The organism is Streptomyces sp. PKA51, assembly GCF_057552455.1.
This window is the reverse complement of record NZ_BAAJPZ010000004.1, coordinates 278,478-294,102: the sequence shown is the minus strand read 5'-3', so window position 1 is coordinate 294,102 and position 15,625 is coordinate 278,478. Positions and strand designations below refer to the sequence as shown.

Sequence of the window (15,625 nt, the reverse complement as noted above, 5' to 3'; positions counted from 1 at the left end):
CGGGAGGCGGAATGAATCACTCCGCTCACCCGGCACAGCAACGCGGAGGTCGTGAAATCGTGCCGGACGAAGCGGAGGACACCATCGTCGAGGGCCGCAGGCCCCCCGGGATACCCCGGCCCCTGCGGCGCGGCCTGCTCGCCGCCGTCGTCGCCGCCGCGGTGGCCGTCCCGGTGACCGGCGCCCCCTCGCAGGCGCGCGACGTGCAGACACCCGCCCCACCGGCCCTGCCGGCCCTGGCGGCGGACACCCTCGACGCGCGCTACCGCCTCACCCGGCAGGCCGCCGAGGACGCGGCCGCCGCCGCCGAGCGCGCCGACGACACCGACCGCGCCGCCGCCCTGCGCGCCCTGGCCGCGCCCGGCCGGCACTTCCTGTCCTTCGACGGGCGCGGCCGCGGCCGGGCCGTGGAGGTCGTCGGCGACGACCTCGCCACCGCCTCCACCGTCACCGTCCTCGTTCCCGGCGCGGACACCACCGTGCGCCACTTCGACAGCCACGGCTCGTCCTGGGCCGCACCCGGCGGCGGCGCCCGCGCCCTCGCCCACCGCCTGCATGCCGACGACCCCGGCGGCCGCCACGCGGTCGTCGCCTGGCTCGGCTACGACAGCCCGGAGACCATCAGCGGCGCGGTCATCACCCCCGGCCGCGCCCGGGAGGGCGCCCGCAGCCTGCTGACCTTCCTGACCGGGCTGCGCGCCGCCGCCCCGCACGCCCGCCTGACCCTGCTGTGCCACTCCTACGGCTCGGTCGTGTGCGGCAGCGCCGGCCCCGGCCTCGACGCCGCACACGTCGCCGACGTCGCCCTCTACGGCAGCCCCGGCAGCGGCGCCACCACGGCGGCCGGCCTCGGCACCGCGGCCCGCGTCTGGGCCGGCCGGGCGAGCGGCGACGGCATCGCGCGCGTCCCGCACGTCTCCCTGCGCCTGCCGCTCGACATCACCCTGGGCCTGGGCACCGACCCGGTCTCCGGCGCGTTCGGCGCCCGCCGCTTCGCCGCCGGCAGCGGCGGCCACGGCGACTACCTGCGCCCCGGCGGCACCGCCCTGCGCAACCTCGCCCTGATCGCGCTCGGCCGCACCGCGGACGTCACCACCACGGGAGGCGAGCGTGCGTGAGACCGTGACGGCGCTCGCCCACCGCGTGGACAGCGCCACCCCCGCCCGCCGCGACCGGGCCGTGGACGCCCTGCGCGCCTTCGGCATCTGCGGCGTCGTCCTGGGGCACTGGCTGGTGACGGCCGTCGTCCAGGACGGCGACGGACACCTGTACACCGACAGCCCGCTCAAGCACCTGCCCGCCCTGACGCCCCTGTCCTGGCTGCTGCAGACACTGGCCGTCTTCTTCCTCGTCGGCGGCTACTCGGCCGCCCGCAGCTGGGAGTCGGCCCGCGCCCGCGGCGAGTCGTACGGGCGCTGGACCGCCCGCCGGCTGGGCCGGCTGAGCCGCCCCGTGCCCGCCGTCCTGGGCGTGTGGATACCGGCCGCGCTCTGGCTGACGGCCGGCGACGCCGGCTGGGGCACGGTGCGCACGCTGATCGCGCTCGTCGTCTCCCCCCTGTGGTTCCTGTGCGTCTTCGCCGCCCTGACCGCGGCCACCGCCCCCGTCCTGGCGCTCGTACGGCGCCTGGGTCCCTGGGCGGCGCTGCTGCCGGCCGCCACGGTGGCCGTGGTGGACGCGGCCCGGTTCGGCTGGAGCACCCCGGAGCAGCTGGGCTGGCTGAACGTGCCGGCCGGCTGGCTCGTCCCGTACGTCCTCGGCACCGCCTGGGCCGCAGGTCACCTGCGCGGCGTCCGCGCCCCGCTCGCCCTGCTGGCCGGCGGCGCGGCGGCCGCGGTCGCCCTCGTCGTGGGCTGCGGCTACCCGGCGAGCATGGTCGGCGTGCCCGGGCAGCACGTCTCCAACCTCAGCCCGCCCACCCTCGCCGCCGTCTGCTTCGGCCTCGCCCAGACGGGCCTCGCCCTGGCCCTGCGCGGACCGCTGCGCCGCCTGATGCGCCGCCCCCTGCCCTGGATGCTCGTCGCCGGGCTCAACCTGAGCGCGATGACGGTCTTCCTGTGGCACCAGACGGCCATGCTGCTGACCACCTGCCTGGGCCTGACCGCCGGCCCGCTGCCCGGCCTGCACACCGCCCCGCTCACCTTCGGATGGGCGCTGGAACGGCTCGCCTGGCTGCCGGTGTTCGCCGTCGTCCTGGGCCTGCTGATGCCCTCCTTCCGGCACCGCGAGCACGCCCCCGCGGGCACCCGCAAACGCCGGGGCGCATTTATCCGCGGGAGAGCTGAATTGATATTCCACCGATAAACCCCCCGCCTAGTGTCGCTGAGGAAAGTAATCCGATGAATTATCCGGGTGGAGGGTTGCGCTCGTGGTGAGTTGGGCTGACGGGCACGGGCCGGAGGCGGCCGGTGCCGCGGAGGGCGAGAACCACTGGCGGGAGGTGCTCACCGCCGGCGGCTTCACCGCCCTGCCGCGCTGGACGCAGGACCCCGGCGCGGGGGCGGACGAGCCGTCCGCGGAACACCGCACCCGCGCCCCCGGGGCGCTCGCGGAACTCGCCGCCCGCACGGCCGGCGAACTCGGCGTCCCCGTCGGCGCGGTGCTGCTCGCCGCGCACGTGAAGGTGCTCGCGGCGCTCACCGGCGACCGCGACGTCGTGACCGGCTACCTGCGCGACGGCTGGGCCGCCCCGCTGCCCTGCCGCGTCACCGCCGAGGACGGCACCTGGCGCGAGCTCGTCGCCCGCGCCGTCGGCGCCGAGGCCGCCACCGAGCGCCACCACGGCCACCCCCTCGACGCCCTGCGCGCCGAACTGCGCCGCGCCGAGGCGCTGTTCGACACCGTCCTGGTCACCGACCGGGCCCCGGAGGGGAACGACCTCGCCCCCACCACCCTGCTCGCCGTCGGCTTCGACGTCACCGGCACCGCCTCCGGCGACACCGAAGTCGTCGTACGCCACCGCCCCCACACCCACGACGCCGGCTTCGCCGCACGCGTCGCCGGCTACCTGCTCACCGCCCTGCGTGCCATGGCCGCCGACCCCGACGCCCCGCACCACGAGCTGTGCCTGATCGGCGACGACGAGCTCGCCCACCAGCTGCAGGACCTGGCCGGGCCCGAGCGCCCCCTGCCCGACCTGCGCTTCCACGAGCTCTTCGAGGAACGGGTGCGCCTGCACCCCGACCGCGTCGCCGCCGTCCACGGCACCGAACGCTGGACGTACGCCGAACTCAACGCCCGCGCCAACCGCATCGCCCGCGCCCTGCGCGCCCGCGGCCTCGCCGACGAGGACGTCGTCGCCGTCGTCGCCGAACGCAACCTGCACTGGCTGGCCGGCGTCCTCGCCGTCCTCAAGGCCGGCGGCGCCTACCTGCCGGTCGAGCCCCACTTCCCCGCCGGCCGCATCGCCACCGTCCTCACCCGCGCCGACTGCCGCTGGGCCCTGGCCCAGCGCGAGACCGCCGCCCACCTGGACGAGGCCACCGCCGCCCTCGGCACCGTCACCACCGGCTACCTCGACACCCTGCCCGCCGAGACCGACGACGACAGCGACCTCGGCCTGCCCGTCGGCCCCACCCAACTCGCCTACATCTACTTCACCTCCGGCTCCACCGGCCTGCCCAAGGGCGCCATGTGCGAGCACGAGGGCTTCCTCAACCACCTGCTGGCGAAGATCGAGGACCTCGGCGTGCGCGAGGGCGGCACCGTCGCCCAGACCGCGCCCCAGAGCTTCGACATCTCCCTGTGGCAGCTCGTCGCCGCCCTCCTCGTCGGCGGCACCACGCTCGTCGTCGAACAGGACGTCGTCCTCGACGTACGCCGCTTCGTCGACAAGCTCGCCGCCGAACGCGTCGAGGTCGCCCAGCTCGTGCCCTCCTACCTGGAGGTCATCCTCTCCCACCTGGAGGACAGCCCCCGCGAACTGCCCCACCTGACCTGCGTCTCCGCCACCGGGGAGGCCCTGAAGAAGGAACTCGTCGAACGCTGGTTCGCCGCCTTCCCGCAGGTCCGGCTCGTCAACGCGTACGGCCTGACCGAAACCTGCGACGACACCAACCACGAGGTCATGGACCGCGTCCCCGACCACCCCTCGGTGCCGCTCGGACCCCCCGTCCGCAACGTCCTCGTCCTCGTCGTCGACGAACGCCTCAACCCCGTGCCCCTCGGCGCCCCCGGCGAGATCGTCTTCTCCGGCGTGTGCGTCGGCCGCGGCTACGTCAACGACGAGGAACGCACCCGCGCCGCCTTCGTCCCCGACCCCTTCCGCGCCGGCCGCGGCCGCCTCTACCGCTCCGGCGACTTCGGCCGCTGGCTGCCCGACGGCAAACTCGAATACCTCGGCCGACGCGACTCCCAGATCAAGATCCGCGGCTTCCGCATCGAGATCGGCGAGATCGAGAACCGCCTCCTGCGCGTCCCCGGCGTCCGCGACGGCGCCGTCGTCGTCGCCGGCGAGGGCGACGGCCGCCACCTCGTCGCCTTCTACGCGGCCGACGAGGACCGCGCCGTCCGCGAGACCCTCGCGGCCGACCTGCCGCCGTTCATGGTCCCCGACCACGCCCACCGGCGCGAGGCGCTGCCGCTCACGCCCAACGGAAAGATCGACAAGAAGGCCCTGACGGCCCTCGCCGCCGAACTCGCCGCGGGCGACACTCCGTTGCGCACCGCACCCGAAACCCCCACCGAACGCAAACTGGCCGCGCTGTGGGCAGCCGCCCTGAAGGTCCCCGAGGACCGCATCGGCCGCCACGACCACTTCTTCGAGACGGGCGGCACGTCACTGTCGGCCCTCCGCCTCGTGATCGCCCTCGACCGCCGCATCACGGTGACGGAACTGGCCCGCACGCCGGTCCTGGCGGACCTGGCGGCAACGCTCGACGAGCGGAGCTGACCCCAACCCCGCCCTTCCACCGTTCCCGGGGGCTGCGCCCCCGCCCCCACCGACCGCGCTCCACGCGGTGGCCGGCAACCGCCGGTTTGTGGGCAATCGTGCCGCAGGGCGGCACGGGTGGGCACAAACCGGCCCACCGGGCAGCAACCACCACCACGCACCCACAGGACGCACATGACCACCCTCCTCGACCCGCCCCTCCCCATCGTGGCGGAGCCCGGCCGTACCCCCATCGCCACCGTCACCACCTCCACCCTCGACCGCGAAGCGATCCGCACCGCCCTCGCCACCCACGGCGCCCTCCTCCTGCGCGGTCTCGACGTGGCGACGGCCGCCGACGTCGCGGCCGTCGCCGACGCCCTCGGCGTCGTCCCGGTGCGCGAGCGCGAACGCTTCGCGTCGCGCCGCGACCTGGGCGGCGGCGTGCACTCCGGTTCGGAGTGGCCGCACGACGAGCCGATGTGCATGCATCACGAGTTGAGCTACGCGGCCGAGGTCCCGGCGACCGCCGTGTTCGGCTGTCTGACGGCCCCGGCGGACGGCGGCGCGACCGCCGTGGCCGACTCCCGCGAGGTGCTGCGGGCGCTGCCCGCGGACGTCGTGGAGCCGTTCCGCCGCCTGGGCTGGCTGCTCAAGCGCGCGTACCACGAGGTCGGCGTGGCGTGGACGGAGGCGTTCGGCACGGACGACCCGGCAGCCGTCGACGCCTACTGCGCGGCGAACGCCGTGGACGCCGCGTGGCTGCCGGACGGCCGCCTGCACACCCGCCAGCGCCGGGCGGCGATCGTCACGCATCCCGTCACCGGTGAGGAGGTCTGGTTCAACCAGGCCGCGTTCCTCAACGGCCGCACCCTCGACCCGATGATCCGCGAGTACCTCGTGGCGATGTACGGGGAGGACGGCCTGCCGTTCGACACGGCGTACGGCGACGGCACCCCCGTCCCGGAGGACGTCGTCGAGACCATCAACGCCGCCTACCGCGCGGCGACCCGCCGCGAGCCGTGGCAGCGCGGCGACGTGCTGCTGGTGGACAACCTGCGCACGGCGCACAGCCGCGAGCCCTACACGGGCGACCGCGAGATCGCGGTGGTGCTCGGCGACCCGGTCCGCCTGCCGGGCCACGTCCTCGGGCACTGAAAAGCCCCTACCGCCACCACCCGGAGACCGACAGACGCATGTCGCAGAACCACGCACCTACTTTCGCCGTCATCCCCGGCGCCCAGGTCCACCGCATCCTGCAGGGCCGTGAGCGGGAGGTGACCGACCTGGTCGAGGCCGCCTACCGGCTGCACGGCGAGGGCGCCACCGTCAATCCGCCCTCGTACTTCCTGCGCTTCCCGGACCGGCCGTCGTCGCGCATCATCGCCCTGCCCGCCTCCCTGGGCGGCGGCAACCGCGTCGACGGGCTGAAGTGGATCTCCAGCTTCCCGGAGAACGTCGCGGCCGGCATTCCGCGCGCCTCGGCGGTGCTGATCCTCAACGATCACGCGACCGGCTATCCGCTGGCCTGCCTGGAGAGCTCCATCATCAGTGCCGCCCGCACCGCCGCCTCGGCGGCGCTGGCCGCCCGTGCGCTGGCCGACGGCCGGGCCGGCACCCCGCGGCCGCGCCGGGTCGGTTTCATCGGCACCGGCCTGATCGCCCGCTACCTGCACACCTATCTGGTGGGCACGGGATGGGAGTTCGACGAGGTCGCGGTGCACGATCTGTCCGCGGAGCACGCGCAGGGCTTCAGCGCGTACGTGCGCGGCACGGGTACGGCGGCGCAGGTGAGCGTGCGCGAGAGCGCCGAGGACCTGATCCGCTCCTGCGACCTGGTGGTGTTCGCCACCGTCGCGGGCACGCCGCACGTCGACGACCCGGCGTGGTTCGCGCACAACCCGCTCGTCCTGCACGTCTCGCTGCGCGACCTCGCGCCGGAGGTGGTGCTGGGCGCCACCAACATCGTCGACGACGTCGAGCACTGCCTGAAGGCGAACACCTCGCTGCACCTGGCCGAGCAGGCCACGGGGAACCGCGACTTCGTGCACGGCACCCTGTACGACGTCCTGACCGGGGGCGTGGAGCTGCCCGCGGACCGGCCGCTGGTCTTCTCGCCGTTCGGCCTGGGCGTGCTGGACCTGGCGCTCGGCAAGCACGTCTACGACGCCGCGCTCGCCGGCGACGAACTGGCGGTCGTCGACGACTTCTTCCACGAGATGCGGCGCTACGGCTGACGCCTCGCCGGACCGCAAGAACCGGAGGACAACGTGCCGATCATCTCGGTACCCCAGGAATTCAACGAAAACGATCTCTACGTCGATCTGCGCACCACCCTCGGCCTGCCGCTCTACCTCAAGTGCGAGGGCCTGAACTTCGCCGGCTCCGTCAAGCAGAAGGCCGCGGCCGAGATGATCGAGGCCGCGGAGCGGGAGGGCCGGCTGCGGCCCGGCTCCGTCCTGGTGGAGTCCTCGTCGGGCAACCTCGGCGTCGCGCTCAGCATGATCGCGGCCAGCAAGGGCTACGGCTTCCTGTGCGTGACCGACTCCCGCTGCAACCTCGCCACCCGCCGGCTGATGGAGACCTTCGGCGCCCGGGTGCACACCATCACCGAGCCCGACCCGGAGACCGGTTTCCTGGGCGCCCGCATCGCGTACGTGAGCCGGTTGTGCGAGAGCGACGACCGGTACGTGTGGCTCAACCAGTACTCCAATCCCAACAACTGGCGTGCCCACCACCGGCACACCGCGCCGGTGATCTCCCACCGCTTCCCCGACCTCGACACGCTCTTCGTCGGGGCGGGCACCACGGGCACGCTGATGGGCTGCGCCCGCTGGTTCAAGGAGCACCGCCCGGACGTACGGATCGTCGCCGTCGACAGCGTCGGCTCGGTCACCTTCGGCACCCCGCCCGCCCCGCGGATGATCCCGGGCCTGGGCGCGGGCGTCCGCCCGCCGCTGCTGGACGAGACCTACGTGGACGACGTGGTGCTCGTCCCGGAGCGCGACACCGTGCGCGCCTGCCACCGGCTGGCCTCGCGCGGCTTCCTCTTCGGCGGCTCCACGGGGACGGTCGTCGCCGGCGCCGCCGCCTGGCTGGCCGACCGGGCCCCGGTGGGCACCGCCGTCGCGCTCTCCCCGGACCTGGGGGAGCGCTACCTGGACACGATCTACCAGACCAACTGGCTGCACGGGGTCTACGGCCCCGACGTGCTCGACGCCCTGGACGCCGCGGACGCCGCCGGCGACAGCGCGCCGCTGGCCACCGCGACCGCCTGACCACCGACAACGAAGGATCGCTTGCCATGACCAACCCGTTCGAGAACACCGACGGCCGCTACCTCGTGCTCGTCAACGACGAGCTCCAGTACTCGCTGTGGCCCGCCTTCGCCGAGGTGCCGGCCGGCTGGCAGGTCGCCCGGGGCGAGTCCGGCCACCAGGAGGCCCTCGACTTCATCACCGCCACCTGGACCGACATGCGCCCCCGCTCGGTCGCCGAGGCGATGGCGGCCTGACGCGCCCGCGCGCAGCCCTTCCCTCCCTACCTCAGACGGTGATCAATCCATGACCGCAATACTCGAATCCCGGGTCTCCGTGCCGACCGTGACGGTCGACCCCTACAGCGCGCTGGCCGTCGAGCGGACGGTCCGCGACCTGCGCACCGCGGCCGGGGGCCGGGTGGACAGCCCCGAGTGGGTGGCCGCGGCCCGCGACGCCTGGTCGGAGTTCCCCGCCGCCCTGCGCCGCGCCCTGGCCGACTACCGGCGCGACTCCGGCCGTACCGGCGCCCTGCTCGTGCGCGGCCTGCCGGTCGGCGAGGAGGAGCTGCCCGACACGCCGTCGGCCCCCGACTCGGTGCAGCGCACCGCCACCGTCGCCGCCGGGGTGCTGACCGCCGTCGCCTGCGGCCTGGGCGACCCGGCCGCGTTCCGCCCGGAGAAGACCGGTGCGCTGGTGCAGGACGTCATTCCGCGCCGCGGCCAGGAGGACTTCCAGGGCAACGCCGGCTCGGTGCTGCTGACCTTCCACACCGAGAACGCCTTCCACCCGCACCGCCCCGACTTCGTGATGCTGATGTGCCTGCGCGCCGACCACGAGAAGGTGGCCGGGCTGCGGACCGCGTGCGTGCGCGAGGTGCTGCCGCTGCTGTCGGACGAGGGCCGTGCGGCGCTGTCCGCGCACGAGTTCGTGACGACCGCCCCGCCGTCCTTCGGCACCGGCGGCACCGACGCCCCGCACCCGGTGCTCTCGGGCGCGCCCGAGGACCCGGACCTGCGCGTGGACATGGCGGCGACGACGCCGCTGACCGACCGGGCCCGCCGGGCCATGGACGAGCTGCGGGAGCTGTTCGAGCTGACCGCGCAGACGGCCCGGCTGCTGCCGGGCGACCTGGCGATCGTCGACAACCGGGTGACGGTGCATGGCCGGACCGCCTTCCGGCCGCGCTACGACGGCCGGGACCGCTGGCTGCAGCGCACCTTCATCCTGTCGGACCTGCGGCGTTCGCGCGTCCACCGGGCCGGCGACGGCTACGTCCTGGACTGAGCCGGGCGCACGGCGACCGCACGGACGGGGCCGGTCACGGGCGCGGCGCGAGGAGCGCGCGCCGGTGCCGGCCCCGCCGCGGTCGTGCACGACCAAGGAGGAGAACCGTGCCACCCATCGCACTGACCGGCCGCCCGGCCGGTCCCACTGCCGTCGGCGCGCTGCGCGTGGTGGTGGACGAGCCCTTCGCCCTGCTGCGCACGGGCCTGTTGCGCACCCTGGCCGACGCCGGCCACACCCCCCTCGCCACCGGCGACGACCCCGGCGGCGCGCTCGCCGCGACCGTCGCCGCCCACCGCCCGGACGTGGTCGTCGCCTCCGCCGGGCGCCTGCAGGAGGTCGCCGCGCTGCGCCGCGAGCGGCCCGCGACACCCGTCCTGGTCCTGTCGCGGCAGGCCGAGGCGCACCACGTGCCGCAGCTGCTGGCGGCGGGCGGCCGGGGCACGGGCTATCTGCTGCACCGGCGGATCGGGGACGAGGGGGAGTTCCTGGACGCGCTGCTGCGGGTCGCCCGCGGCGGCACGGTGCTCGACCCGGACGCGGTCACCCTCGCTCTGCGGGCGCACGAGGCGCACGACGACCTGGCGCAGCTCAGCCCCCGCGAGCGCGAGGTGCTGGCGCTGATGGCCGAGGGGCTGAGCAACGCCGGCATCGCCCGGTCGCTGGTGCTGTCGACGGCGACGGTGGAGAAGCGGGTCGCGGGTGTGTTCGCCAAGCTGGGGCTGGAGCCGGACGGCGTGGCCAACCGCCGGGTGCTGGCGGTGCTGCGCTACCTGCGGGCGGCGGACGAGAGCGGCTCGTCCAGCACGTGCGCGATCCGTTCGGCGCCCCGGTGCGCCCTGACCTCCACGGGTGCGGTGCCGAGCACGGCGAGGGTGGCCAGGTAGCCCTCGCCCAGGGCGAGTTCGGGATGGCTGCGGTCGCTCAGGTCGGTGAGCTGCGCGCGGACGCCGGCGCCGCCGGGGCCGTGCCAGGCCAGCAGGGCCGGCGGCTCGGCGGGCGCCGAGACGGTGAAGTCGGTCATGGGCACGGCCAGGCCGTCGCCGGTGGCCTTGAGGACGGCTTCCTTGCGGGTCCAGTACGTCAGGAAGCCGCGCGGCCGGGCGGCGGGCGGCAGCGCGCGCAGTGCCTCGCGCTCGGCCGGGGTGAGGGTCAACGACGCCTCGACGGGCTCCTCCTCGTCCGTGTCGGCCGGTGCGGTGAGCTCCTCGACGTCCAGGCCGAGGGGCCGGCCGTGGGCGAGGGCCACCAGGACGCGGTCGCCCGAGTGCGAGACGGACAGCTCCCAGCCCGCCGCGGCGCCGTCGGGGCGCGGCTTGCCGTGCGGTCCGCCGCAGTCGGGGCAGCGCACGGGCAGGCGGACGGCGTCGATGCCGGTGCCCACCTGCTCGGCGAGGGCGGCCTTGGCGAGCACGCGGCCGGTGACGAAGCGGGCCCGGTCGCCCTCGTGCGCGTAACTGCCGAAGCGGGACCGCTCGGCGGCGTCGAGCAGCGGCAGGTAGCGGTGCGGCTCGGGCAGCGGCGCCGCGCCCCAGACGTGGCAGACGGCGTGCGGCATTGCGCTCGGCTGCAAGGCACCTCCAACCAACGGACCGTACGGCGGAGGGTCCTCCGCCGGTCCTGCCATGGTGGCCCGGGCGGGCCGGCCGGCGATATCCGGCTGACCTCCGCGTTCGTTACGGAAAACCCGCCCCGGTGGGGCGGGCCGTGTCCTCAGGAGGCGGCCGGCAGGTCCTTCGCCGCGGCCTCCGCGTACCCGCCGGTGCCGCGCGGGTCCATGTGCGCGAGGGCGCCGGGGAAGGCGATGCCCGGCAGGACGTGCTGCCAGAACTTCGTGATCCGCCCCGGCAGGTCGGCCCGGCCCGTGAGGATCTCCGACATCACCTGGATGCCGGTGAAGGAGCCGACGATCATCATCGCGGTCTCGTGCGGCACCACCTGCGGCAGCACCTCGCCGCGGTCCTGCGCCTCTGTGAGCAGCCGCTCGATCACGCTCACCCACGCCTCGTAGGGCGCGGGCGCCGGGGAGTCGAAGGTGGTCTCCAGGGTGAGCCGGATGCTGGCCCGGAGCATCACGTCGTGCTGCAGGGCGCGGGCGGTCTCGTGGGTGAGGTCGATCGCCCCCTGCAGGCCCTCGCCGGTGGTGGCGCCGGCGGCGACGCCGAGCTGCTCCTCGATGACGGCCTGGGCGAGGGCCTCCTTGGAGGCGAAGTGGAAGTACAGCGCGCCCTTGGTCACCCCGGCCCGCTTGAGGATGTCGGAGATACCGGCCCGCTCGTATCCGTACTCGCCGAAGACCTCGGCCGCCGCCTCCAGAACAACACGACGGGTCCGGACCGCTCGTTCTTGTCTTGCCACGTGATCTCTACCCTTCGTACCCCCCGTGGACATCTGCGCAGCCCACAGCATAAGAGAAACGCCAAAAGGGACCGAGGATCGACCTGAAACCGCCTTGACGCGGGCACGATCATGGCAGGGGGATCAGTGCGGCATCGGCGTACGAAATCACGCGATCTTGGACCTTGAAAAAAACCGGCTGACCGGTATCGTGGCCTGCGTCGTCGCCAGAAGCGCCCTCACCAGGCGCCACCGCACACATCTCAGGGGGACATGATGACCGCGACGCTCGTCCGGGGAGCAACGACCACCGCCGGGTACGACCGGGCCGCCTACGACCAGACCGTGCCGCGGCAGTTCGTCCACCGTTCCGCGCTGTCCGAGGTCTTCCTGACCGGCTCCACCGGCCTCGGCGAGGGCACGTACCTGGTCTCCGCCCAGTGGCCGCGCGCCCACTCCTTCTTCACCCTCGAACGCAATCGCCGCCACGACCCCATGCTGGTCGCGGAAACGGTGCGGCAGACCGGCCTGCTGATCGCCCACACCGCGTACGGCGTCCCCCTCGGGCACAACTTCCTCATGTGGGACCTCTCCTACGACATCGAGGAGGAAGGACTGCGCATCGACGGCGCCCCCTCCGAGGTCACCGCCGTCGCCACCAGCCACGACGTGCGCATGCGCGGCACGCAGCTGGCCGGCATGCGGCTGCGGATCGAGCTCTTCCGCGACGGCAGACGCATAGGCGGGGGCGGGACGTCCTTCCACGTCACCTCGCCCACCGCCTACCGCCGGCTTCGCCCCATCGACCTGCTCAGCGCCTGGGCGGACGCCGCCGAGGCACCGCTGCCCGCCCCCGTCGCCCCGCACCTCGTCGGCCGCGACCGGGAGGAGGACGTGGCCCTCGCCCCCGCCGCCGGGCCGAACACCTGGGACCTGCGCGCCGACTGCCGCCACCCCGTCCTCTTCGACCACCCCGTCGACCACGTGCCCGGCATGGCCGTCATGGAGGCCATGCGCCAGGCCGCCCACCTGGTCGCCGGCCCCGGGCCGGTGACGCCGGCCTCCTACACCACCGAATTCGCGCACTACGTGGAGTTCGGCACGCCCTGCACCGTCCACGCCGAGATCACCGGCCGCACCGAGCAGGGCACGCAAATCACCACCCGGGCCGTCCAGGACGGCCGCACCGCCGTCACCGGCCGCCTCGTCATGCGCCCGGGAGCCGGCGCATGACCACCGGACGCATCCTGCTCACCGGCGCCACCGGCTTCATCGGCTCCACCGTCCTGCAGGAGCTGACCCGCACCACCGACGCCCCCGTGCGGGCCCTGGTCCGGCGCCCCGTCGCCACCACCCCCGGCCCGGGCCCGGCACCGGAGTTCGTCCGCGGCGACCTCACCGCACCGCAGTCGCTGCAGGGCATCTGCACCGGCGTCGACACCGTGCTCCACCTCGCCTCGTACGTCGGCAGCGACGAGGAGACCTGCGAGGCGGTCAACGCCGCCGGCACCCGCGCCCTGCTCGCCGAGGCCCGCCGGGCCGGCGTGCGCACCATCGTGTACGTCAGTACGACCGCCGTCCTCGGCGCCGGTCCGCACCGGGGCCTGGCCGAGGACGCCCCCGCCCGCCCCGTCTCGCCCGCCAGCCGCACCCGGCTCGCCGCCGAGGAGGCCGTGCTCGCGGCGGGCGGCACGGTCCTGCGGCCGCCCCTGGTCTACGGGCGCGGCGACAGGTGGGTGGTCCCCGCGATCGCCGAACTCACCGAGCGCGTGCCCGCGCTGATCGACGGCGGCCGCGCCCTGCTGTCCCTGGTCGCCGTGGACGACCTGGCCCGGCTGGTGGTGGCGGTCGCCGGCACCGACGCCGTACCCGCCGGCGTCCACCACGCCGCCCACCCCGAACCGGTCGCCTTCCGCGACCTGCTGGACGCCCTCGTCACCCACGCCGGGCTGCGCGCGCCCGAGGAGGACCTGAGCCGGGAGGAGTACCTTGCGCGGCTGCGCCGCACCTCCGGGCGCGTCTCCGAGCACCAGGTCTCGCTCGTCGCCGCCGACCGCTGGTACGCGAGCCGCCGCATCTGGGAGCTGGCCGGCTGCGCCCCCGGCCCCGGGCTGCGCATCGCCGAGCACGCCGACTGGTACCGCGCCCACCTCGCCGGACGGGCCCGCCGCTACGACAACGCCGCCTGACGGCGCCGCCCACGGCACGGCCCACGACACGGCAAAGGGCGGCTCGAGCCTCCCCCCTCTTGGCTCGAGCCGCCCGGCTCCACGAGGAAGAGCCGCGCGAACCAGGCTAGTTGACTCAGCGTCAGTGTCCAATCACGCCGGCGACACCGCCCTATCGACTTATTTATAGTTCCCCCACAATCAGTGGCGACAAGCCAAGGGGAGACACATGGACCTGGCCCTCTTACGCACGTTCGTCACGGTGCACCGGGCCGGCTCCCTCACCCGCGCCGCCGCCCTCCTCGGCCTCTCCCAGCCCGCCGTCACCAGCCAGATCCGGGCCCTCGAACGCCAGGTCGGCCGCCCGCTCTTCCTGCGCGTCGCCCGCGGCGTACGCCCCACCACCACCGGCGACGAACTGGCCCACCGCATCGCCCCGCACGTGGACGCCCTGCTGGAGATCACCGAATCCGGCTTCGCCGGCCAGGGCCCCGCCCGCACCCTGCACCTGGCCGGGCCGCCCGAGTTCACCGCCCTGCGCGTCCTGCCCGCCCTCGCCCCCCTCATCGGCCGCGGCCTGACCGTGCGCGCCGCCCACGGCATGGCCGAGGAGCTCTTCGAGGGCCTGGCCGCCGGCCACCACGACCTCGCCGTCACCACCACCCGCCCCCGCGGCCCCCTGCTGACCGCCACCCCGCTGTGCGACGAGGAACACGTCCTGGTCGCCGCCCCCCGCTGGGCCGCCCGGCTCGGCGGCCCGGCCGTCCTGCGCGACAAGGGCGCGAGCGCCCTGGAGGGGCTGCCCGTCGTCGAGGTCCACGAGAGCCTGCCGCTCCTGGCCCGCTACTGGGCCACCGTCTTCGACGCCGCACCCGTCACCGCCGGCACCGTCGTCGTCCCCGACCTGCGCGCCGTCCTGGCCTGCGTCGCCGCCGGGGCCGGCATCGGCGTCCTGCCCCGCTACCTGTGCGGCGACGCCCTCGACGCCGGGGAGGTGGTGGCCCTGCTCGACCCGCCGGTGCCGCCGCTGCGCACGTACTTCCTCGTCGTCCGCGCCGGCACGCTCGGCAACCCGCAGCTGGCACGGGCGCACGAATGGCTGCTGCGCGCAGCGGTGTCGTGGTGAGCCGCCCTTTCACCCGCCGTCCGCGTTTCGCCCGCCGGTCCGCGCGGCAGATCTTCCCCATGACCGAACGCCCCGTGGTCAAACGCACCGCCCGCGCCATCCTGCTCGACATCCCCGACGCGCCGGAGGGCGGCTCCCGCCCGGCCGGCCACGAATTGATCCTGATCAAACGCACCAAGCCCGGCGAGCCGCCCTACTGGATCACCCCCGGCGGCGGCGTCGAGCCGCAGGACCCCACCGTCGTCGCCGCCCTGCACCGCGAGGTCGACGAGGAACTCGGCGCCAAGGTCACCGACGTCGTCCCCGCCTTCGTCGACACCGTCCGCCACTCCCTGCACCACGCCGCCCACGGCGTGAAGGTGCAGCACTTCTTCGTCTGCCGGCTCGCCTCCATGGACCTCTCCCGGCGGCACGGCCCGGAGATCGACGAGCCCCACGGCACGTACGAGGTGGTGCGCATCCCCTTCACGCCGGACGGCCTGGAGTCGGTGGAGGTCGTCCCACCCTCGCTGCGCACGTACCTGCGTGAGAACGTCGAGGGCATCCTGGCCCTGCTCGCTCCTGATCTGGGGTGACACCG

The 15,625-nt window shown here is 74.6% G+C and carries 15 protein-coding genes; 13 read left to right on the top strand and 2 right to left on the bottom strand.

Annotated elements, in window-relative coordinates; genetic code table 11:
* Positions 1-59 precede the first annotated feature (59 nt).
* The 9 genes from AC27L3_RS08585 (at position 60) to AC27L3_RS08545 (ending at position 10,301) form a co-directional block, all read left to right on the top strand.
* A complete protein-coding gene (locus AC27L3_RS08585; protein ID WP_487233388.1) occupies positions 60-1,118 on the top strand; it encodes an alpha/beta hydrolase in 1,059 nt (352 codons plus the stop codon).
* Positions 1,111-2,304 (top strand): acyltransferase family protein, encoded by a 1,194-nt coding sequence (locus AC27L3_RS08580; RefSeq protein ID WP_487233387.1) that lies wholly within the window; start codon positions 1,111-1,113, stop codon positions 2,302-2,304. The genes AC27L3_RS08585 and AC27L3_RS08580 overlap by 8 nt, the downstream gene beginning before the upstream one ends.
* A gap of 67 nt (positions 2,305-2,371) precedes the next feature.
* Positions 2,372-4,891 carry a non-ribosomal peptide synthetase gene (locus tag AC27L3_RS08575; protein WP_487233510.1) on the top strand — a complete coding sequence of 840 codons (2,520 nt, stop codon included), beginning with the start codon at positions 2,372-2,374 and terminating at the stop codon, positions 4,889-4,891.
* A gap of 174 nt (positions 4,892-5,065) precedes the next feature.
* Positions 5,066-6,028, top strand: a complete 963-nt coding sequence (locus AC27L3_RS08570) for a TauD/TfdA family dioxygenase (RefSeq protein ID WP_487233386.1) — start codon at positions 5,066-5,068, stop codon at positions 6,026-6,028.
* Between the two features lie 38 nt (positions 6,029-6,066).
* The gene (sbnB, locus tag AC27L3_RS08565; protein ID WP_487233385.1) at positions 6,067-7,107 is read left to right on the top strand and encodes a 2,3-diaminopropionate biosynthesis protein SbnB; all 1,041 of its coding nucleotides are present in this window, start codon (positions 6,067-6,069) and stop codon (positions 7,105-7,107) included.
* Between the two features lie 33 nt (positions 7,108-7,140).
* Positions 7,141-8,148, top strand: a complete 1,008-nt coding sequence (sbnA, locus tag AC27L3_RS08560) for a 2,3-diaminopropionate biosynthesis protein SbnA (RefSeq protein ID WP_487233384.1) — start codon at positions 7,141-7,143, stop codon at positions 8,146-8,148.
* A gap of 26 nt (positions 8,149-8,174) precedes the next feature.
* Positions 8,175-8,384: an MbtH family protein gene (locus tag AC27L3_RS08555; RefSeq protein WP_487233383.1), complete on the top strand. Its 210-nt coding sequence runs from the start codon at positions 8,175-8,177 to the stop codon at positions 8,382-8,384.
* 49 nt (positions 8,385-8,433) lie between these two features.
* Complete coding sequence (locus tag AC27L3_RS08550; protein ID WP_487233382.1) at positions 8,434-9,414, top strand: TauD/TfdA family dioxygenase; 981 nt, start codon at positions 8,434-8,436, stop codon at positions 9,412-9,414.
* 107 nt (positions 9,415-9,521) lie between these two features.
* Positions 9,522-10,301: a response regulator transcription factor gene (locus tag AC27L3_RS08545; RefSeq protein WP_487233381.1), complete on the top strand. Its 780-nt coding sequence runs from the start codon at positions 9,522-9,524 to the stop codon at positions 10,299-10,301.
* Here the strand turns inward: AC27L3_RS08545 and AC27L3_RS08540 are convergent.
* A complete protein-coding gene (locus AC27L3_RS08540; RefSeq protein ID WP_487233380.1) occupies positions 10,184-10,987 on the bottom strand; it encodes a 4'-phosphopantetheinyl transferase family protein in 804 nt (267 codons plus the stop codon). The two genes, AC27L3_RS08545 and AC27L3_RS08540, sit on opposite strands and share 118 nt — an antisense overlap.
* A gap of 140 nt (positions 10,988-11,127) precedes the next feature.
* Entirely contained in the window at positions 11,128-11,772 is a 645-nt protein-coding gene (locus AC27L3_RS08535; protein WP_487233379.1) for a ScbR family autoregulator-binding transcription factor, read from the bottom strand.
* 255 nt (positions 11,773-12,027) lie between these two features.
* Between AC27L3_RS08535 and AC27L3_RS08530 the strand changes: the two genes are divergently transcribed.
* From AC27L3_RS08530 to AC27L3_RS08515, 4 genes are all read left to right on the top strand, one after another.
* Positions 12,028-12,984: a ScbA/BarX family gamma-butyrolactone biosynthesis protein gene (locus AC27L3_RS08530; protein ID WP_487233378.1), complete on the top strand. Its 957-nt coding sequence runs from the start codon at positions 12,028-12,030 to the stop codon at positions 12,982-12,984.
* A complete protein-coding gene (locus AC27L3_RS08525; protein WP_487233377.1) occupies positions 12,981-13,940 on the top strand; it encodes an NAD-dependent epimerase/dehydratase family protein in 960 nt (319 codons plus the stop codon). The genes AC27L3_RS08530 and AC27L3_RS08525 overlap by 4 nt, the downstream gene beginning before the upstream one ends.
* A gap of 208 nt (positions 13,941-14,148) precedes the next feature.
* Positions 14,149-15,045, top strand: coding sequence for a LysR family transcriptional regulator (locus AC27L3_RS08520; protein WP_487233376.1), 897 nt, complete (start codon positions 14,149-14,151; stop codon positions 15,043-15,045).
* 59 nt (positions 15,046-15,104) lie between these two features.
* Positions 15,105-15,620, top strand: coding sequence for an NUDIX domain-containing protein (locus tag AC27L3_RS08515; protein WP_487233375.1), 516 nt, complete (start codon positions 15,105-15,107; stop codon positions 15,618-15,620).
* Positions 15,621-15,625: the final 5 nt, after the last annotated feature.

Bases quoted from the DNA above. Each gene is read 5' to 3' on its own strand.
- AC27L3_RS08570 (WP_487233386.1), top strand. From the start codon at position 5,066: ATGACCACCCTCCTCGACCCGCCCCTCCCCATCGTGGCGGAGCCCGGC.
- sbnB (WP_487233385.1), top strand. From the start codon at position 6,067: ATGTCGCAGAACCACGCACCTACTTTCGCCGTCATCCCCGGCGCCCAG.
- AC27L3_RS08555 (WP_487233383.1), top strand. From the start codon at position 8,175: ATGACCAACCCGTTCGAGAACACCGACGGCCGCTACCTCGTGCTCGTC.
- AC27L3_RS08550 (WP_487233382.1), top strand. From the start codon at position 8,434: ATGACCGCAATACTCGAATCCCGGGTCTCCGTGCCGACCGTGACGGTC.
- AC27L3_RS08530 (WP_487233378.1), top strand. From the start codon at position 12,028: ATGACCGCGACGCTCGTCCGGGGAGCAACGACCACCGCCGGGTACGAC.
- AC27L3_RS08525 (WP_487233377.1), top strand. From the start codon at position 12,981: ATGACCACCGGACGCATCCTGCTCACCGGCGCCACCGGCTTCATCGGC.
- AC27L3_RS08520 (WP_487233376.1), top strand. From the start codon at position 14,149: ATGGACCTGGCCCTCTTACGCACGTTCGTCACGGTGCACCGGGCCGGC.
- AC27L3_RS08515 (WP_487233375.1), top strand. From the start codon at position 15,105: ATGACCGAACGCCCCGTGGTCAAACGCACCGCCCGCGCCATCCTGCTC.